This is a genomic window from Delftia sp. UME58, assembly GCF_014170385.1.
In the GTDB taxonomy this organism is placed as follows: domain Bacteria; phylum Pseudomonadota; class Gammaproteobacteria; order Burkholderiales; family Burkholderiaceae_C; genus Comamonas; species Comamonas acidovorans.
Genome location: NZ_LZZV01000014.1, coordinates 47,072 through 65,913, shown reverse-complemented (window position 1 = coordinate 65,913; position 18,842 = coordinate 47,072). Strand labels below are relative to the sequence as shown.

At 69.8% G+C, this 18,842-nt stretch carries 16 protein-coding genes; 7 read left to right on the top strand and 9 right to left on the bottom strand.

Features of this window, described 5'->3' with window-relative positions; translation table 11 throughout:
* From A9976_RS05825 to A9976_RS05815, 3 genes are read left to right on the top strand one after another with little or no spacing between them, the layout of a single operon-like run.
* A complete protein-coding gene (locus tag A9976_RS05825) occupies positions 1–1,776 on the top strand; it encodes an MFS transporter (RefSeq protein WP_183018225.1) in 1,776 nt (591 codons plus the stop codon).
* 29 nt (positions 1,777–1,805) lie between these two features.
* Positions 1,806–3,011 (top strand): HlyD family secretion protein, encoded by a 1,206-nt coding sequence (locus A9976_RS05820; RefSeq protein WP_183018224.1) that lies wholly within the window; start codon positions 1,806–1,808, stop codon positions 3,009–3,011.
* Positions 3,008–4,414, top strand: a complete 1,407-nt coding sequence (locus A9976_RS05815) for an efflux transporter outer membrane subunit (RefSeq protein WP_183018223.1) — start codon at positions 3,008–3,010, stop codon at positions 4,412–4,414. The genes A9976_RS05820 and A9976_RS05815 overlap by 4 nt, the downstream gene beginning before the upstream one ends.
* A gap of 66 nt (positions 4,415–4,480) precedes the next feature.
* Here the strand turns inward: A9976_RS05815 and A9976_RS05810 are convergent, their stop codons facing one another.
* The 5 genes from A9976_RS05810 to dsrO all read right to left on the bottom strand — a co-directional run bounded on the left by A9976_RS05810 (position 4,481) and on the right by dsrO (position 11,397).
* Positions 4,481–4,771, bottom strand: a complete 291-nt coding sequence (locus A9976_RS05810; RefSeq protein WP_183018222.1) for a hypothetical protein — start codon at positions 4,769–4,771, stop codon at positions 4,481–4,483.
* The gene (locus tag A9976_RS05805) at positions 4,768–5,973 is read right to left on the bottom strand and encodes a hypothetical protein (protein ID WP_183018221.1); all 1,206 of its coding nucleotides are present in this window, start codon (positions 5,971–5,973) and stop codon (positions 4,768–4,770) included. The genes A9976_RS05810 and A9976_RS05805 overlap by 4 nt, the downstream gene beginning before the upstream one ends.
* Positions 5,974–6,213: 240 nt before the next feature.
* A complete protein-coding gene (locus A9976_RS05800; RefSeq protein WP_183018220.1) occupies positions 6,214–9,414 on the bottom strand; it encodes a tetrathionate reductase subunit A in 3,201 nt (1,066 codons plus the stop codon).
* Positions 9,415–9,491: 77 nt separating this feature from the next.
* Positions 9,492–10,535: an NrfD/PsrC family molybdoenzyme membrane anchor subunit gene (gene nrfD, locus A9976_RS05795; RefSeq protein ID WP_183018219.1), complete on the bottom strand. Its 1,044-nt coding sequence runs from the start codon at positions 10,533–10,535 to the stop codon at positions 9,492–9,494.
* A 16-nt stretch (positions 10,536–10,551) separates the two neighbouring features.
* A complete protein-coding gene (dsrO, locus tag A9976_RS05790; protein WP_183018218.1) occupies positions 10,552–11,397 on the bottom strand; it encodes a sulfate reduction electron transfer complex DsrMKJOP subunit DsrO in 846 nt (281 codons plus the stop codon).
* 366 nt (positions 11,398–11,763) lie between these two features.
* On the opposite strand from dsrO, the gene A9976_RS05785 reads away from it, so the two are divergent.
* Positions 11,764–12,228 (top strand): hypothetical protein, encoded by a 465-nt coding sequence (locus tag A9976_RS05785; RefSeq protein WP_183018217.1) that lies wholly within the window; start codon positions 11,764–11,766, stop codon positions 12,226–12,228.
* Here the strand turns inward: A9976_RS05785 and A9976_RS05780 are convergent.
* The 4 genes from A9976_RS05780 to A9976_RS05765 all read right to left on the bottom strand — a co-directional run bounded on the left by A9976_RS05780 (position 12,213) and on the right by A9976_RS05765 (position 15,711).
* Positions 12,213–12,614 carry a hypothetical protein gene (locus tag A9976_RS05780; protein WP_183018216.1) on the bottom strand — a complete coding sequence of 134 codons (402 nt, stop codon included), beginning with the start codon at positions 12,612–12,614 and terminating at the stop codon, positions 12,213–12,215. The two genes, A9976_RS05785 and A9976_RS05780, sit on opposite strands and share 16 nt — an antisense overlap.
* 11 nt (positions 12,615–12,625) lie before the next feature.
* Positions 12,626–13,432, bottom strand: coding sequence for a thiol:disulfide interchange protein DsbG (gene dsbG / locus A9976_RS05775; protein WP_183018215.1), 807 nt, complete (start codon positions 13,430–13,432; stop codon positions 12,626–12,628).
* On the bottom strand, positions 13,429–14,427 hold the full coding sequence (locus A9976_RS05770) for a TlpA disulfide reductase family protein (RefSeq protein ID WP_183018214.1): 999 nt from the start codon (positions 14,425–14,427) through the stop codon (positions 13,429–13,431). Before A9976_RS05770 ends, dsbG begins: the two co-directional genes overlap by 4 nt.
* A gap of 84 nt (positions 14,428–14,511) precedes the next feature.
* Entirely contained in the window at positions 14,512–15,711 is a 1,200-nt protein-coding gene (locus A9976_RS05765; RefSeq protein ID WP_183018213.1) for an MFS transporter, read from the bottom strand.
* 143 nt (positions 15,712–15,854) lie between these two features.
* Between A9976_RS05765 and A9976_RS05760 the strand changes: the two genes are divergently transcribed.
* The 3 genes from A9976_RS05760 (at position 15,855) to A9976_RS05750 (ending at position 18,794) form a co-directional block, all read left to right on the top strand.
* Positions 15,855–16,442 (top strand): TetR/AcrR family transcriptional regulator, encoded by a 588-nt coding sequence (locus A9976_RS05760; protein WP_088164477.1) that lies wholly within the window; start codon positions 15,855–15,857, stop codon positions 16,440–16,442.
* Between the two features lie 151 nt (positions 16,443–16,593).
* On the top strand, positions 16,594–17,256 hold the full coding sequence (locus tag A9976_RS05755) for a response regulator transcription factor (protein WP_012206042.1): 663 nt from the start codon (positions 16,594–16,596) through the stop codon (positions 17,254–17,256).
* Positions 17,253–18,794 carry an ATP-binding protein gene (locus A9976_RS05750; RefSeq protein ID WP_183018212.1) on the top strand — a complete coding sequence of 514 codons (1,542 nt, stop codon included), beginning with the start codon at positions 17,253–17,255 and terminating at the stop codon, positions 18,792–18,794. Before A9976_RS05755 ends, A9976_RS05750 begins: the two co-directional genes overlap by 4 nt.
* Positions 18,795–18,842 lie beyond the last annotated feature (48 nt).

Below are 18,842 nucleotides of genomic sequence, written 5' to 3'. Positions count from 1 at the left end.
ATGGCCACCACACCGACTTCACCGGGGCCCGTGCTGCCCCCGTCGCCTCCCGTCATCTACCTCAAGCCCCCGCCGGACTGGGAAGAGCATGAAAAGCCCAGCCTGCCGGGCTCGCCGTCCATGCCGCTGCACCAGCCGGCCGTGCGCGCCGCCTATGGCCTGATCGCCGTGCTGGTGGCGCTGACGGGCGGCCTGGGCAATGCACTGTTCACGGCCAACCTGCCCACCATCCAGGGGCAGATGGGCCTGACGTCTTCCGAGGCCGCCTGGCTGACCGGCGCCTACGTCATGCTCAACATGACGGCCAACCTGCTGGTCTACAAGTTCCGCCAGCAGTTCGGCATGCGGCTGTTCGCCGAGATCGGCCTGGGCCTGTATGCGCTGCTGACGCTGCTGCACCTGGTGCTGGGCAGCTACACCAGCCTGCTCATGCTGCGCGCGGCCAGCGGCCTGGCGGGTGCCACCTGCAGCACGCTGGGCACGCTCTACATGCTGCAGGCGGCGCCGCGCAAGCATGTGCTGAAGATGCTGGTGATCGGCGTGGGGCTGGGGCAGATCGCCACGCCGCTGGCCTGGATCCTGTCGCCGGGCCTGCTGTTCAACAGCGAGTGGCACAACCTCTACCTGTTCGAGGCCGGCCTGGCCCTGATCTCGTTCGCGGGCGTGGTGGTGCTCAAGCTTCCGCCTGGCGTGCACATCCGCAGCTTCGAGCGGCTGGACTTCCTGACCTTCTTCCTCATGGTGCCCGGCGTGGGCCTGCTGATCGCCGTGCTGGTGCAGGGCTACAACCACTGGTGGCTGGACACGCCCTGGCTGGCCTGGATGCTGATCGGCTCCATCGTCCTGCTGAGCGTGGCGCTGTACATCGAGCACCACCGCCGCAATCCCATGCTGCAGACGCGCTGGTTCGTGCTGGCGCCCACGGTTCGCTTCGTGATCGGTGCGCTGCTGCTGCGCTTTCTGACCACCGAGCAGACCTATGGCGTGATCGGCATGCAGCGCATGCTGGGCATGACCGTGGACCAGATGCAGCCGCTGTTCATCGTCATCCTGCTGGGCACCATCGCGGGCATTGCCGTGTCGGCGCTGACCTTCGGGCTGGAGAACATGGGCAAGCAGATCGTGGGCTCCATCGTGCTGTTCGCGCTGGCGGCCTGGCTGGACCACAGCCGCACCAGCCTGGCCCGGCCCGAGGACTTCTTCGGCAGCCAGTTCCTCATGGCCGTGGGCGCGGGCCTGTTCATGGGGCCGCTGATGCTGATCGGCGTGGTGCAGGGCCTGAAGTTCGGCGCGCACTACATGCTCACGGCCATCGTCACCATATCGATGACCCAGGCCATGGGCGCGCTCATGGGCTCGGCCCTGCTGAGCACCTACCAGATGCACCGCGAGCAGGTGTATTCGGCCGCCATCGTGGCCGATGTCGATCCCACCGACCCCATCGTGGCCGACCGCCTGCGCCTGCAGCAGCAAAGCCTGGCCCGTGTCATCGCCGACCCCGCCCTGCGTGCGGCCCAGGGCACGGCCCAGCTGGCGCAGGCCGCACGCCGCGAGGCCAATGTGCGCGCCTACAACGACGTGTTCGCGCTCACGGCCGGCGTGGCCGTGCTCTACCTGCTGTGGATGCTGGCCCTGGCCGGCCGCGCACGCCAGCGCGCTTTCGTGGAGCGCATGCGCGCCGCCGCTGCCGATGCCTCGGCCATGCGCGGCACCGATGCCGCCGCGCCGCAGGACGCGCCGGGCCAGCCGCCCACCCAGCCCGTCGCCCGCGCCTGAAACCGTTCGCCCAGAGAAAAGACAACAACATGAGTGACTCCGAAAATTCCAATGGCGGCGCGGCCGCCTCTGCCTCGCCTGCGCCGGCTCCCGCTGCGGCGCCTTCGCCCTCGCCTTCACCTTCGCCATCGCCCAAGCTCATCAAGCCCTCGCTGCGCAGCGTGCTGGTGATGCTGGTGGTCGCACTGGCCGGCGTGCTGCTGGTGCTGCGTGCCTGGAACCTGTTCCCCTTCGCCGGCACCGTGGTCAGCACCGACAACGCCTATGTGCGCGGCGCCGTCACCGTGCTTGCGCCCCAGGTCAGCGGCTATGTGACCGAGGTGCTGGTGCAGGACTACGAGAACGTCAAGGCCGGCCAGCCCCTGGTGCGCATCGACGCCCGCACCTACGAAGCCGCCCAGGCCCAGGCGCAGGCCCAGCTGGCCAATGCCCGCGCACAGCTGGCCAATGCCGACCAGACCCAGGCCCAGAACCGCGCCACGCTGGGCGCCAGCCGCGCCGGCCTGGCGGCGGCGCAGGCCGAATCCGACCGCGCCGCGGCCGAGCTGCAGCGCGTGCAGGCGCTGTCCGAGCGCGGCTCCGTCTCGCTCAACGAGCGCGACAAGGTGCGTGCCACCGCGCGCCTGGCGGCCACCAACGTGGCCAAGGCCCAGGCCGACATCGAGATCAACGCCCAGAAGATCAAGGCGACGACGGTGAACCGCGCCTCGCTCGAAGCCCAGGTCCAAATGGCCGAGGCCCAGCTGCGCCAGGCCCAGATCAACCTGGACAACACCGTGGTGCACGCGCCAGGCGATGGCCAGGTCAGCGAGGTGGGCGTGCGCCGGGGCCAGTACGTCACGGCCGGCTCCCAGCTCATGTACGTGGTGCCGCACACGCTGTGGGTGGTGGCCAACTTCAAGGAAACCCAGACCGCCCAGGTGCGCATAGGCCAGTCCGTGCGCTTCAGCGTCGATGCGCTGGGCGGCGCCCATCTCACGGGCCGCGTGCTGGAGATCGCGCCGGCCACGGGTTCGGAATTCAGCGTGCTCAAGGCCGACAATGCCACGGGCAACTTCACCAAGGTCGTGCAGCGCCTGCCGGTCAAGATTGCAATCGATCCCGACCAGGAACTGGCCGCGCGGCTGCGCGCGGGCATGTCGGTGGTGGTGAGGCTGGATACGGCGCAGCCTGAGCCGCAACCCGCACAGCAGCCCGCACTACAACCCGCACCCCGACCGGAGGCCCGCCCATGACCGCCCGCGCACTGGCCGTGGCCATCGCCTGCGCCACCGCGCTGGCCGGCTGCGGCGTGCCGCCGCTGAGCACCGCGCCCGAAGCGGCCCGGCCCGCCATGCCCGCCCAGTGGAGCGGGGCAGGGCAGGAGCCGGCCGCCGCCATCCAGGCATCGTGGTGGCAGGCCTTTGGCGATCCGCTGCTCACGCGCTGGGTGGAACTGGCCCAGTCCCGCAACAACGATGTGCTGCTGGCCCTGTCGCGCGTGGATGAGGCGCGGGCCAACCTGGACGTGGCAGGCGCTGCGGGCCTGCCCCAGCTCTCGGCCACGGCCGGCGCCTCCACGGGCCGCAGCCTGGGCGCGCGGGGCCTGGCGCACACACGCTCGGTCCAGCCCGGCCTGCAGGCCAGCTGGGAGCCTGATCTGTGGGGCCGCATCGCCCACCTGGAAAAGGCCGCCGCCCTGCGCCTGCAGGCCAGCGAGGCCGACCGCGACGCCGTGGCCCTGGCCGTGGCCGCCACCACGGCCCAGGCCTATGTGGGCCTGCGCTCGCTGCAATCGCAGCTGCAAGTGGCCCAGGCCACGGCCCGCTCGCGCGAACAGGCCCTGCGCCTGGCCGACGATCAGGCGCGCGTGGGCTACACCTCGCAGCTGCAGCTCACCCAGGCCCAGGCCGAGCTGCAATCCGTGCAGCAGGCCGTGGAGCAATTGGAGCTGTCGCTGGCACGCCAGCGCACGGCGCTCCTGCTGCTGGCCGGTGGCGAGGGTGACGAGCAGGCTGCCGCGCTCATGGCAACGACCGACGGCCAGTCCGCCACGCTGGGCGCGCCGCCGCCCGCGCCGGCCGCAGGCCTGCCTTCGGCCTTGCTGCAGCGCCGCCCCGACATTGCACGCGCCCAGCTGCAACTGGCGGCCGCCGACGAAAGCCTGGCCGTGCAGCGCACCGCCTTCCTGCCCCAGGTCTCGCTGACGGCCAGCGCCGGCAGCCTGCTGGTCAACGCCCTGCAATACCACCCGGCCACGGTCTGGGCCCTGGGCGGCAGCGTGCTGGCGCCGCTGTTCACGGGCGGGCGGCTGCAGGGCCAGTTCGACGCCGCCGCCGCCCAGCGCGACCAGGCCGCCTATGCCTACCGCGGCGTGGTGACCAAGGCGCTGGCCGATGTGGAAAACGCCCTGGTCGGCACCCAGCGCCTGCAGTCGCAGTGGCAGCATGCCAGCGAGCGCGAGGCGGTGCTGCAGCGCTCCCTGGGCTTTGCCAAGGACCGCTACGAGGCCGGCTACGCCAGCTACCTGGAAGAGCTGGACGCCCAGCGCAATCTGTTCCAGGCCCAGCAGGAAGTCATACGCCTGCGCCAGGGCCAGCTGGAAAACGCCATTGCGCTGTACCAGGCGCTGGGCGGCGGCTGGCAGGCCGGGGACTGACCTTTCAGGAGCTGCTCCGGGCTGTGCTGGCCATGGCGGGCTATGGCGCACTGGCCCGGTGCGCAGTCAGCCGGACACGAGCGCATATATCACCATGACGGCGAAAGCCCAAAACAAAAGTGTGCCGAACAGCTTGGTGGATGCGATGGCTGCGGCCAGTAGCGCCGCGCCCATTGCGAGTCCGGCGTGCTGTGTCTTGTGCCAGCAGTAGAGGCCGGTAGCAGCACCCGCGAAAAATGCGATCAACCCACGGTCTGCCCCCGGGCTTGAGGGACTTTGCTTGCAGTCGTGATCGGGTGGCAGCGTGCCGGTGGAGCTTATCGTTCGGCCGCATTTGTTACAGGTCCATTGCGTCATTGCGGGTTTCTCCCGGCCGATTGCCTTGCGTTGCTGCGCACCCAGTTCCTTGCCTCCTGAGGCGAGAGGCCTGGGGGCATGGGGGCTGCAGGAGGGGGGGCCATTCCAGGACTTGATGGCAAGGGTTGCGCTGTGCCGGTGACGGGGTGCCGGGCCATCAGGCTGCGGCGCAGCGCAAGCGCGGCCTTGTCGCTGGGCGGGCATTCCTTGATGGCCTGGTCACCGATGAAGCGCAGCACTCCCTTAGGGTCCCGCGCGAGCATGGCCGGGATGTCTTCGGGCGCCTTCGCATACCAGAAGCCATAGGTGGCATAGCTTTTGACACCGCTGGAGTTCAATTTAGGCCCGTAGGTGCATTGCAGGGTTTGATGGCCTTTGTTCCCGGTTTCAACCATCCAGCGATACACATCGCCTTCGGCCAGACCGTGGAGATCGACGGCGGAGAGGCGTTGCCGCTGTTGCTCGAACAGCCGTGCGCCACCATCGGGTGCAGTGGCGGCCTGCACATCCCTGATGGCGGCTGCCTGCGCCTGCTGTTCCTGGCCCATGCCGAGCTGGATTTCCTGTCGGTCTCTGAGCCGCTTGTACGCCTGGTAGGTCGAATCGTTGGCCTGCAGTGCCTGTTGCAGGCGGTCGGGCTGAAGTGCCGCCATCGCCATCTGGCCGTCTCGCGCCGCTCCCAGCGAAGCCCTGATGCCTCTGACCCAGCTTTCAAAGGCCGCACGGCCATCCGATGGGATGCCGTTGTCCAAATCGCCCCCTGTCACGCGCTCCAGTCCCTTGACGATGGATATATTTCGTTCCGAAAAGCCTTCGTTGAGGTAGAGCGTGAGGAAGTAGAGATCCTTTTCCAGCAGCAGCTTGGCGAACTCCGCTTCCGCCTTGGCTCTGGTGCCTGGCGTCCGGGCTGTTTCAAGAAAGCCCTGACGTGCCTGGGCGATCCTGCGGTTGAACTCGGACTTGTTCTTCGTAGCCTGTTGCTGGGCCGCCAGTGCATTGGTCAGATCCTCGCGGATCACGTCCCCGATCGTGACCCTGCCCACCCAAGTGGTTTGCGCGTGACAGGCGTGCGCGAAAGCGATTGCGGCGGCGGCCAAAGCCACGGTTGCGCCGTGCTGCCACCGGCCGCCGGGAACCGGCTCGCGTATTGGGGTGGCAGCTCGCCAGGTGCCACCAGATTGGAAGAAGGAGTCAACCTGCATGTAGCGTCCCTCTCTTGGGTGTGCTTTCGAAACGTAGCGGCCTGCAGTAGCCTGCCTCGCACCCCTTGGGTGTGCAGGCTCTGCCGGGATTTCAGCATCCGCCACGAGGACCGGCAATCCCGCGAATGGTGTCTCCTTTTGTAAATGGTGGCCCTGGCCAGACCCTTCAACCCTGCGACAACGCAGCCACTGGGCAGGGAGTGGGTCGTGTGGTGCATTGATCCTGATGGGATGAAGACACTAGGTTTTCTCGATGCGCGCAGGCAGGCCCTGGCGCACCGTGGCGCCGGACACCCAGTCCACCCACACGTTCCTGCAGCCGGGCCGCGTGGGATCGGCAAAGCCCAGGTCGTTGAGGTTCACGCCATTGGCGTGCTCGGCGTTCACCGGCATGGGCTTGCCGTCGATGCTGTGGCGGCCCGCGCCCAGCTCGCGGTGGCCGTAGCCGTGCTCGATGGCCACGGTGCCCGGCATCACGCCGTCGCGCACCATGGCCACGGCCGTCACCGCGCCGCCCGGCGTGCGGATGCGCACCGTGTCGCCGTTGGCGATGCCCAGCCGTTCGGCGTCCTCCCGGTGCAGCGATACCGGGTTGTGCGGATGCACCTGGCGCAGCCGCGAGACGGCAATCGACATGGAACTCATCAGGTTGGACTTGTACGAGGTCAGCAGCAGCGGCCATTGCTGCTCGCCGAAATGCGTGCGCATGGCGCTGCCGTCGGCCAGTCGTGCCGGATACCAGGTGGGGCAGCCGCTGTAGCGCTCGCCCGTCATGGCGTGGCGCATGCGGGCCAGCTCCTCGCTCCAGACCTGCAGGGCAGGCGCGTGGGCCTTGCGGGTGTGGCCGTCCTTCCAGGCGTCCTCGATGCGGTCGAAGCGCCCGCCGCGCGTCAGCAGCATGGCCACCTGGCGCCATTCATCGTCCTTCAGGCGCTGGCGCAGCGCGGGCACCAGCCTGTCCACGCCGGTGATGGCGATGTCGTCATCGCTGGCCGCCGGCACGGGCTTGCCGCCTGCCCAGGCCACGTTGGCCAGGGCATGGATGAAGAAGTCCTCGGCCGAGCGCAGCGCATGGGGCTGGCCCTGGGCGTCCTTGATGGCGGCCTCGCCAAAGCCGGGCATGCCCAGCCGTTCTGCCACGGCGAAGAGAAAGCTCTCCACATTCACGGGCTGGCCGCCGGCCGTGCGCGCCACGGCGGGCTGCACCACGGGCCAGCGCACGGTGGAGCTTTTGGCCACCACGTCGGCCCAGGGCGCCGAGATGCCCCAGCTCTCGTAGGTCACGGTGTCGGGCACGATGAAATCGGCCAGCGCGCTGGTCTCGTTGATGAAGGGGTCGATGGAGACGATCAGCGGCAGCTTCTTCGGGTCCTTGAGATCGTCCACCAGCGCGTTGCGAAAGCCCGCAATGCCGTAGACGGGGTTGCTCATGTGGTTGATCCAGGCCTTGGCGCGATAGGGGTAGCCGGCCAGCGCGCTGGCCAGCATCTCGCTGGACAGGCCGCCCACGGCCGGGTACCACGGGGCCTGGGCGGCGGGGTAGTCCTTCGCGCCCTCGGGCTGGCCCTCGCGCTTGCGCTGGAATTCCGCGCTTTTCTCGTAGGGCTGGCGGTGGCGTGACAGCGCCAGGCCGCGCGGCTTGACCTTGCCGTCGAAGTTGGCGAAGTCGTAGCGCGGGCCGGGGCCGAAGGGGCCGAACGGGCCGGCATCCAGCACCAGGCCGCCCTGCACGTTGAGGTTGCCCACCAGGGTGTTGAGCATGCTGATGGCGTAGGCGGTGTAGAAGCCCGCGCCGCTCATGGTGCCGCCATGCGCATCGGCCACGGCGCGCTTGCCATGGCTGGTGAACTCGCGCGCCAGCGCCTCGATCTCGCCGCGCGCCACGCCGCACAGCGCCGCGTACTCGTCCAGCGTCTTCAGGCTGGCCTGCTCATGCAGCTTGGCCAGCGAGGAGCAGACCGACAGCTCGGGGGCCTGGTCCGCGCCTTCGGCCTTCAGGCCGGGCACGGCCACGCGGGTGCGCACCATCAGCTGTGCAGGCTCGGCCTGGGTGTGCGGCGCCAGGCTGCCATCGGCACGCTGCACCACGAACACATCCTGGGCCGGCTTGCCGTCTTCGGCTGGCGCGGGCATGGCCCAGCCCAGGTCGGCGCCGCGCAGAAAGCTGCCATGGCGCGGGTGGCCGGGCTCGTTGACCAGCAGGTGCGTGGCATTGCTCCAGGACGCCTCGCCCGCCGCCTGCATGGCGGCCGGGCCGGGCTGGGCGAGAAAGCCCGTGTCATGGCGCGCCTCGTCCAGGATGACGCGGATCAGCGCCATGGCCAGGGCCAGGTCGCTGGCCGGCTTGACGGCCAGCCAGCGGTTGCCGCTGCCCGCAGCCAGGCTGGACGAGGTCGGCAGCACGGGCGAGACCACCACGTAGCGGAAACGGTTGTCCTCGCGCGAGCGGGCCTCGGCCAGCTCGCGGCCCTGGCGCTGGAAGGGGTTGCCGGACTGCGCGGGCGCCGCGCCGATGAACAGGCCGAAGCTGGCATGGCTCCAGTCGGGCTTGCCGTGCGGCATGCCGGGCAGGTCGCCCAGGGCCGCTGCCGCACCCACGCGAAAACTCTGGCCGCAGTAGGCGCCGTGGTTGCTGACGTTCACGGTGCCGAAGGACGGCCCTGCAAAGCGGCGCAGCAGCTGGGCGCGGCCTTCGTTGGAGGCGTCGGTCACCAGCAACTGGTTGGAGCGCGGGCCGAACTCGGGGTTGTCGGCGTCCAGCGGCGTCCTGGGGTCCCAGATGGCGCGCAGGCCATCGACCTGGCCTTCGCCGAACAGATCGCCGCCCTCGCAGACTTCCTGCACCAGCTGCTCGAAGGAAATGCTCTGCCAGCGGCCGCTGCCGCGCGGGCCCACGCGCTTGAGCGGGGTGAGCACGCGGTGCGGCGCGTTCTGGTGCTCCAGCATGGACGAGCCGCGCGCGCAGGACGTGGCGCGGCCCTCAAGGCCCAGCTCCTTGCCCAGTTTGGCGTAGACCTCGCGCACGGGTTCTTCCATGGCGGCCGGGCGCGTGGTGGCCAGCGGGTGGTAGGGGTTTCCTGCCACGCGCAGGATGCGGTTGCTGGCGGTATCGACACGCACGCGCACGCCGCACTGCGTCCAGCAGCCCAGGCAGCTGGAGGGGCTGACCACCTGGCCGGGCTGGGTGGCGAGCGCGCCCGTGGCCGGGTCGATGCGGAACTCGGGCGTCAGCGAATTGCCGCGCGTGGCGCTGGCCGTGGGCGTGCCCGAGGTGCCTGCGACCAGGCCCTTGGCACCGCGCGCCAGTGTTTCACCGTAGCCGGCCGCAAAGGCGGCCAGCCCACCGGCGGTGAGGCCGCCGCGCAGCAGCAGGCGGCGGCGTGTGGCCTCGGCATCCAGGGAATCTTCGGGAGCTTGGGAGAGTTTCTTCTTGTCGATCATGAATGGCTTTCTGTGGCGCGGCCGGCCGGTGGCGGGCCGCGCTCCGTGATGGGTGAGGGGTCGTCAGGGCGGCGGTGTCAGAGGGCGCGGGCCGTGGCCGAACGCGCGGGAAACAGCTCCAGCGCCCAGGTGGCCAGCGTCACCAGTGCAATGCACAGGCCGGCCACGCCCAGCATGCCCAGCAGGCCGTCGCCGCCCAGCGGCATGTGGTAGATGTACAGGCCCGCGCCGTACTTGGGCACGCCTTGCACGCCCATGAACAGCGCCCAGCGGAAGGCCCAGGCCGCGGCGGCCAGGCCCAGCCCCAGCGCCAGCGTGTAGCGCGGGCAGGCCATGCGCTGCCCACCCCGCACCAGGGCCCACAGCAAGGCGGCACCGGCCACGGCCGAGCCCAGCATGCTCAGGCGCCAGACCGGAAACTGCTGCCACAGCTGCAGCGCCGCCTGGAAGGAGCGGCCCTGGCCCAGCCAGCCGGCAACGGCCCAGACCGCCACCATGGCCAGCAGGCACAGCGCCAGCCCCAGGCCCAGCATGCGCAGCGCCTGCAGGGCGCCGGCATCGGGGCGGTGGCGGGCGGGCAGAAAGCGCGCCGTCACCAGCATGCAGCCCACCGTGGCCAGCCAGCCCGTGAGCGCCAGGTTCAGCGGCACCCACAGCGTGTTCCACAGCGGGCGCGAGCGCACGGCCATCAGCTCGGCGCCGGTATAGGCGGTGATGGTCAGCGCCGACACGGCCAGCAGCGGCGCCAGCCAGCGCAGCCACTGTGGCCGGCCCAGCCACCAGGCCAGCACGAAGGCCAGCGACAGCCCCACGAAGACCGGCAGCAGCAGGGCGCCCACCGACATCCACGACCACGGCGTGAAGTGCGCATAGAAATGCCAGAAGCGCGCAGGCTGGTGCAGGTCGGCCAGCAGCGACACGGGCGCGGCGATGGCGCTCACGGCCAGCACCAGCACGGCGGCCGGCAGCAGGCGCGCCATGGCGCTGGCGCGCGGCGCCCAGGCGCAGGCGGCGGCCAGCAGGGCGGCGCCCGTGGCAATGCCGGCCAGGAAGAAGTACTGCACGGCCCAGGGCAGCCAGGCCGATTCGTAGGCTGGGGTCAGGAGTTCGACGATGTGCATGGGGTGCTCCTTGCGTTCAGTGGGAAGTGACCAGCCGCACGCTGGCCTGCCCGTCCACGCCGTCGACGAAGGCGTCGGGCAATCCCAGGTAGTACACATGCGGGTCCGTGCCCATGGCGGGCTTGAGCACCTTGAGGTCGCTGGCGTGCTCGCGCATGCGCTGGCGGATCTCGCTGCCCTCGTCGTTGAGGTCGCCGATCACGCGGGCGCCGCCCACGCAGCTTTCCACGCAGGCCGGCAGCAGTCCGGCTTCCAGGCGGTGCTCGCAGAAGGTGCACTTGTCGGCGGTCTGCGTCTCGTGGTTGATGAAGCGTGCGTCATAGGGGCAGGCCTGCACGCAGTAGCCGCAGCCCACGCAGCGCTCGTTGTCCACCAGCACGATGCCGTCGCTGCGCTGGAAGGTGGCCTGCACGGGGCAGACCGGCACGCAGGGCGGGTTGTCGCAGTGGTTGCACAGGCGCGGCAGGTTGAGCATGGCCGGCGGCAGGTCCTCGTTGCCCGCATGCTGCACCTCGTACTGCAGCACCGTGGTGCGGAACTGGCCCAGCGGCGGCAGGTTCTCCATGGAGCAGCTCACGGTGCAGGCCTGGCAGCCTATGCAGCGGCGCAGGTCCACCAGCATTCCGTAGCGCCTGCCGGCCTGGCCGGGGCGGCGTGGCGGCTGGAAACCCGGGTTGCCGGGCGCGGCCGCCGCCACGGGCAGGGCCACGGCCGCCATGGCGGCGGCCAGCAGGTCCTGCAGGAAGCCGCGCTTGCCTGCGGCGGGCTGCGCATGGGAGAGGGTAGGGGCGGGGATGTCCTGGGTGGAGGGCTTGCAGCTGCAGTCGTTGCAGCCGCTGCCGGCGCGGGATGTTTTTGGCATGGCCTGTCTTTCATCGTCCTGCGGCCACGGATCGTGGTCGCTCAAACTCAATAAAGCATTAAAAATATGCTTTTTATATTGAATTTAATATATGAAATTCAGGGCCTTGGCGGCTTGATGTGAGTCAAGCAATGGGCTTTCCGAGTGGCTGCCGAGTGCTTGCCGAGTGCTTGCAAAGTGCCACCGACGGCCTGCCATGGACAGGCGCCCAAGGCAGTCCATAGCGTGTGGCGCAGGGATTAAGACGGGGTTAACAGGGTGACTGCATTCCTCGGGAATGCGGGGCGCGTATCGGAAATCACCCTCTTGTTTCCGTGCGCGGCCCCGGTCTACGCTGCTTGTGTCGCCACTGCCAAGGAGTTCTCCATGAACCATGCCCTGAACAGCCTTGCTTCGGAACTGGACCTTGCCGCCGAAGCCGGCGAGCACCTGAGGCTGCAATTCACACAGGCCTGCGTGGACCGTATCTCGCACCTGCTGGAAGACCCCGAAGTCATCCGCTGCGCACAAGGCCTGCGCCGCTACCTGGACGGCCAGATCGACAGGCAGGAGCTGGACCGCCTGGCCCGCGAGGCGGCCAGCCTGGCCAACCACCACCAGGGGTCGCGCTCCCTCGACGGCTGCGGCCATGCCGCCGTGTCCGCCACCTATGCCACGGCCCATGGCCTGGCGGGCCGGGCGCTGCAGGCGGCCGACTATGCGGCCTATGCCATGGTCTATGGCGCGGGCGGCCACGGCGCCGTCACGGACCGCGAGTCCTTCGAGCCTGAATACCAATGGCAGGCGCGCTGCCTGGCCTCGCTGGCGCAGGCCGCTCAGCAGCGCACGTAGCACCAGCCCGACTGCTGCAGCAGGGCCAGTGACTCGATCCCGCCCTGCGGCAGCACGCGCATGCCGGCAGGCGCCTCGCGGCCCAGCTTCTTGAGCGTGTTCGGGCAGACCAGCGCATGGGCCAGGGCCTCTGCATCCAGATGCTGCGGCGTGCCCGGCGCGGCGTCCAGCAGCGCCTCGACGGCCGGGCCGTTGATGACGATGCGGACTTCGGCACCGGGCCGGTCCTGGCGCAGGTTGGCCAGATTGCTGCGTGCACGGGCCAGGGCGCCGGGTGTGGGCGCATGCAGCACGATGCGCAGCGGCGGCGCATCCGGCCGGGTTGGGAACAGGTCGCTCCAGTCGTTGGAGGAGGTGGAAGCGGCGGGAGAACGGCTTGTGCTCATGGTCGCCCTCGTCATTTCCTGCCACGCGGCCCCATGACCTCTTCGAGCAGGCCCGGCGGCAGGCCGGTGCGTACCTGCACCACTCCCTTGTCATCCTTCCAGACCAGGGCCGGCGTGGCACGCAGTCCCCAGGTGGACATCAGCGAGGCATGGTTGGCCAGCACCTGCCGCGTGGCCTGCGGCACTGGAGCCAGTGGCGTGGCGCCCGCGCCTTCTGCGCTGGCGCGGCCGGCCTTGGCATAGGCGCGTGCGTGCTCGGCCAGGGCCAGTTCTGGCTGGCGCGCGGTCAGGATGGCGGCGGCCTTGCCCTCGCTGCTGGGCTTGAGGATGCCGACCAGAATGTGGCGCAACTGCACCTGGCCGCTCTCCACCCAGGGCCGGGCATCGTTCCACAGCTGGTTGCAATAGGGGCAGTTGGGGTCGGTGAACACATAGACCGTGCGCGGCGCGTCGGCGCGGCCATCCGGTATGGACTGGGCGCGCTGCACATCGCTCCACAGTTGCTCGCCCATGGGCTTTTGCACGGCGGCCTGCAGGGCCTGGGCGTTCACGTCGCGGCCCTGGGCGTCGATCACCGTGCCCAGCACCCAGTGCTTGCCGTCCGGCATGCGGTAGATGGGCACGGGCTGGCGGTCGCGGTAGGCGGCCCAGGCCTTGAGTCCGCCCACGGCCGGCAGCGGTCCCACCAGGGTCAGGCCCTGCTGGGCCAGGAAATCCTCCGATGGCAGCTCGGATGCCGCAGCCGGCAGGGCCAAGGCTGTCGACAGGGCCAGGGCTCCTGCCAGTGCAGGCAGGGGGAACAGGGGGGAAGCGCTCATGAACATTCCTTCAGATGCTGGGCCAGGCTGGCGCGCGACAGCTCGCCCATGCGCATGCCGCACAGCCGGCCGTCGGCGCCATAGAAATAGGTGGAAGGCAGGCCCTGCTGGCGCCAGTGCCGGCCGGCCTGCTGCTGCGGGTCGAACAGCACCTGGGCCAGTGGCAGCGGGGCTGCAGCCTGCTCGCGCCGCAGGTAGCCCATCACGGCCTCGGCCGTCTCGCCCTGGTTGATCCAGATGAAGCGCACATCGGGCCGCTGCTGCTGGGCCTGGGCCAGCACCGGCATCTCGCGCCGGCAGGGCGGGCACCAGGTGGCCCAGAGGTTGATCACCATGGGCTTGCCATCGGCCTGTTGCAACTGCTGCAGCGAGACCGGCTGCGCCTGCACGTTGACCAGGGTGAAGGCCGGCAAGGCCGGTGCATCTGCGGAGGGCAGCGCCTGCAGCAAGCTGCCCAGCACCAGCAGGGCCGCCCCCGCGCCCAGCGCCAGCCCTGTGGCGCGGCGCAGCACCGGGGAGCGGCGGCTGCGCCACAGCATGTACAGCAGCGCGGCCAGCAGGCCGGCCCACAGGTTCCAGCCGCCGTCACGGATGTCGGCGACACGGCCTGCGAAGGCCGGCATTCCGCTCCAATCCCAGGGGGCAGGCGCGTACTCTGTCCACCATTGCGCGACAAAGGCCAGGCGCGCCGCCAGCAGGCCGGCCAGGGTGCTTTGCCACAGCAGTGTGTCCACGGGCAGGCCCGTGCGCCTTTCATTCCTGCGCGCCAGCCACTGCGCCAGCAGCCAGGCCAGCATGGCCACCACTACGCCCGTCGGCAGGACCAGCGGCCCCAGCGCCAGGCTGGCAGGCAGGTGCAGCCAGGCGCCCAGCGCCGATAGCGCTGACGGCCCGCCAGGCTCGGCCGCTCCGGCAAGAACAGGCGAAGGCGCCAGCAGCAGGCCGGCAAGCAAGGGCAGGAAGGACGAAAGAAGAGGGGATGACCGGAGATGCATGGAAGGGAGTTTCAGCCATGCAGGCTGACAGGTCGTGGATGCTGGCAGCGGGGAATTAACGGGGGGTTAACGGCCTCATGGCCATCAGGCTGCGACCGGTCCATTTCGCCCAGCCAATCCCATGGCCGCAGACAGCAGCAAGGCCGCAGCGGCCAAGCCGCCAGACAGCCAGAGCGTGGCGTGCAGCCCCCAGCCATCGACCAGTTGGCCGCCCGCCCATGAGCCCAGCGCAATACCGATGTTGAAGACGCCCACGTACAGCGCCGTGGCAATTTCCACGGCGCGTGGCGCAGCCTGCATCATCCAGGTCATCAGTCCCACCGATACGCCGCCGTAGGCCAGGCCCCAGACCAGCAGCACGGCGCCACCACCGGTTGGCGAGCCGCCCACGGACAGGAACAGCACAGGCGCCAGCAGCAGGCCCAGGGCGATCGCCGCCAGACTCGGCGCCGTGCGGCGCGCCGCGATGATGCCCGCCAGGAAGTTGCCCGCGATGCCCGCGATGCCGTAAGCCAGCAGCAGCGCGCTCATCCATTGCGCATCGAACCCCGACACCGTCAGCAGCAGCGGGCGCACGAAGGTGAAGGCCATGAAATGCCCGGCCACCAGCAGCAGCGTCAGTGCCAGCCCGGCCTGCAGCCTGCGGTTGGCCAGCTGATGGCTGAACTGGCGCAGGCTGGCCGAGCCTGTGGCAGGCAGGGCGGGGAGAACGGCCACGTGCAGCGCCAGCACCAGTGCGCTGAAGCCTGCCATGCCACCGAATGCCCAGCGCCATCCCGCGAAATCGCCGATCAGCGCGCCCAGCGGCACGCCCAGCACCGAGGCCGCCGCCACGCCGCCAAAGATGACGGAAGTTGCCAGGCCGATCGACGCCTGGGGTACCAGCCGTGCCGCCAGCCCGCCCGCGATTGCCCAGATGCCGCCCATGCAAAAGCCCACCAGGACGCGCGCGGCCAGCAGCCAGATCAGCGACGGCGCCAGCGCCGAGGCCAGGTTGGCCAGCACGAGCAGGGCCAGCAGTCCGCACAGGATGCGGCGCCGGTCCATGCCGCCCGCCGCCATCACCACCAGCGGCGCGAACAGCGCGGCCAGCAGCGCCGGCAGCGAGATCATCAGGCCGGCCCTGCCCATGGAGGTGCCCAGGCTGCCGGCAATGGATGTGAGCAGGCCGACTGGCAGCATTTCCGTGGTCACCACGGAAAAGGTGGCCAGGCCCACGGCGGACACGGCCAGCCACGGGCGGCGCGCGGCGGGTTCGGGCCGCGTGGAGGAAGACGAATTCATGGTCCAGATCCCTTCAAACAGGTGGGGAGGTTGCACCGCCGTCGCGGGACAGGGAAAATACATACGCTGCGTATGAATAGAATCCTATATACATACGCGGTGTATGTAAATAATCATGCACGCCGTATGTAAGGAGATTGGCCATGGTTCGCCGCACCCGCGCCGAGATGGAAGAAACCCGCGCCACGCTGCTGGCCACGGCCCGCAAGGCCTTTGGAGAGCAGGGCTACGCCGATGCCTCCATGGACGATCTCACCGCGCAGGTGGGCCTGACGCGGGGCGCGCTGTACCACCATTTCGGCGACAAGCAGGGCCTGCTGGCGGCCGTGGTCGAGCAGATCGATGCCGAGGTGGATGAACGCCTGAAGGCCATCACCGCCCATGCCCAGGATCCCTGGCAGGGCTTTCGCAGCCGCTGCCGGGCCTACCTGGAAATGGCGCTGGAGCCTGAAATCCAGCGCATCGTGCTGCGCGATGCGCGCGCGGCTTTGGGCGGAGCGCTGCCGCAATCGCAGCGCCACTGCATTGCGTCCATGCAGGCACTGATTGCGGACCTCATGGCGCAGGGCATCGTGGCCCGGGCCGATCCGCAGGCGCTGGCATCGCTGATCTACGGCAGCCTGGCCGAGGCGGCTTTCTGGATTGCCGAGGGCGAGGACGCCGACCTGCGGCTGGAGCGCGGCGCCGCGGCGCTGGACCTGCTGCTGGGCGGGCTGCTGGCCCGGCCCTGAGCGGGCCGCCTGGCCGCATTCTTGTGCGCGTGCCTGCGAGATTCGGCATGCCGGCGCACACCTCGCTACAAATCTGCGATGCTCAGTCGCTTTTCGTTCCCGACTTGGATACAGACGGCGGGGCCTGGCGCCAGGCCCTGCGGACAACAACATGCATGTTCTCTTGGTGGAAGACAACGCGCTGGTGGCCAGCGGCGTGCGAGCCGGCCTGCAGCTGCAGGGCTTTGGCGTGGATACCGTGGCCTCGGCCGGGCAGGCGGATGCGGCCATCCGTTCCTCGCATTTCGATGCCTGCGTGCTGGACCTGGGCCTGCCCGACGAGGACGGCCTCTCGCTGCTGGCGCGCTGGCGCGGCCAGGGCCTGCAGGTGCCCGTGCTGGTGCTGACGGCGCGCGATGCCGTGTCACAGCGCATCGAAGGCCTGCAGACCGGCGCCGACGATTACCTGGTCAAGCCCTTTGACCTGCACGAACTGGCGGCGCGCCTGCATGCGCTGCTGCGCCGCGCGGCCGGCCGCAGCGTGGACTGGATCGAGCTGGGCGAGGTGCGCATCAACCCCGCCGCAGGCCACATCCAGCGCCAGGGCCGCACCGTGGAGCTATCGCGCCGCGAGTGGTCGCTGCTGCGCGCGCTGCTGCAGTCGCCGGGCCGCATTCTCAGCACCGAGCAACTGCGCGACAGCCTCTACGGCTACAGCCAGGACGTGGAGAGCAATGCCGTCAACGTGCATGTGCACCACCTGCGTCGCAAGCTGGGCCATGAACTGGTGGAGACGGTGCGCGGCGAGGGCTATCGCCTGGGCCTGCACCCATGATGCGCAGCCTGCGCGTGCGCCTGCTGGCATGTCTGTGCCTGGCGCTGTGCACGCTGTGGGGCGGGGTGGCGGCCTGGATGTTCTCGGACATGCGCAACGAGCTGCGCACCGTGCTGGATGACCGGCTCATCGCCTCGGCGCGCATGGTGGCAGGCATCGTCCACCAGTTCCGGCCTGCCCGGGAGCTGCCGCAGGACTGGAGCCCCATGCTCAACGTGATCGCGCGCGACGGCGTGGCCTGCGAGGTCAGCCTGGTGCGCGGCGAGGTCCAGCCCGTGCGGCCCGAATCGGCCCTGCCGCAGGTGCTGGCCAAGACCGAGGGCAGTCCCGTGTTCCCGCAGAGCATGCCGCTGGGCTTCTCGACCATCATCAAGGGGGGCAAGCCCTGGCGCACCTATGTGCTGGAGGACCACGGCGTGCGCATCGCCACGGCCGACCGCATCGATGTGCGCGAGGGCCTGATCCACGGCTTTGCCTACACCATCGTCCTGCCCTTCGTGCTGGCGCTGCTGGCCAGCATGGGGCTGATGTGGTGGGCCGTGACCCAGGGCCTCAGGCCGCTGGAGGCCCTGCGGCGCGAGCTGGCGCGCCGCCCGCCCGGCGACGACTCGCCCGTGGCCCAGGGCCTGCAGACGCGCGAGCTGGCGCCGCTGGTGGGCACGCTCAACCAGCTGCTGCACCGCGTGCGCGCCGCCATCGACCGCGAGCGCCGCTGGAGCGACGACGCCGCCCATGAGTTGCGCACGCCGCTCACCGCCATCAAGACCCATGTGCAGGTGGCGCAGATGGCGCTTGCGGCGCCCGGCATGCCTGCCGGCCTTCTGGCCGCGCCGCCCGGCTCCATGGCCCGCGATTCGCTGGCCCAGGCGGGCGAGGGCGTGGAGCACCTGCAGCACACGCTGGAGCAGTTGCTGCTGCTGGCGCGGCTGGAGCAGCATGAGCCTGGCGCCGCCTCCGTGCTGGCCTGCGGCGATGCGCCTGCCGATGCGCTGCAGGCGCTGGACAAGGCCTGGCAACTGGCTGTGAATGCCGTGAGCGCCCAGGCCCCAGCGCCCGCGCTGCGCACATGGCTGGACAACGGCCAGCCCGTGCAGGACTGGCCTCTGGCCATCTCCGAGCCCCTGCTGGTCTCGGCCCTGCGCAATCTGCTGGAAAACGCCCTGCGCCATGCGCCGCAGCATCCCGTGGAACTGGCCGTGCGCCCCATTGGCGCCATGCCGGGCAAGACGCAGCAGCCGGGCACAGGCTATGTGGAGTTCACCGTGGCCGACCACGGCCCGGGGCTCAGCACCCAGGAATGCGAGGAGGCCACGCGCCGCTTCTGGCGCAAGCGTCCCCAGGAGCATGGCAGCGGCCTGGGACTGCCCATCGTGCAGCGCATCGCCGAATGTGCAGGCGGCTGCCTGCTGCTGCAGCCGCGCAGCCTGTGGCGGCCCGAGGAAGGCCAGGCCAGCGGCCTGGTCGCGCGCCTGTACTTGCCGCTGGCGCAAGGCCCGGGCCTGCAGGCAGCGGCCGCCCGCCCATTAACGCCGGCTTAATCTCGGTTTCGTATCGTGCGGCCCTGGCTGGCCAGCCCTGGGGGCATT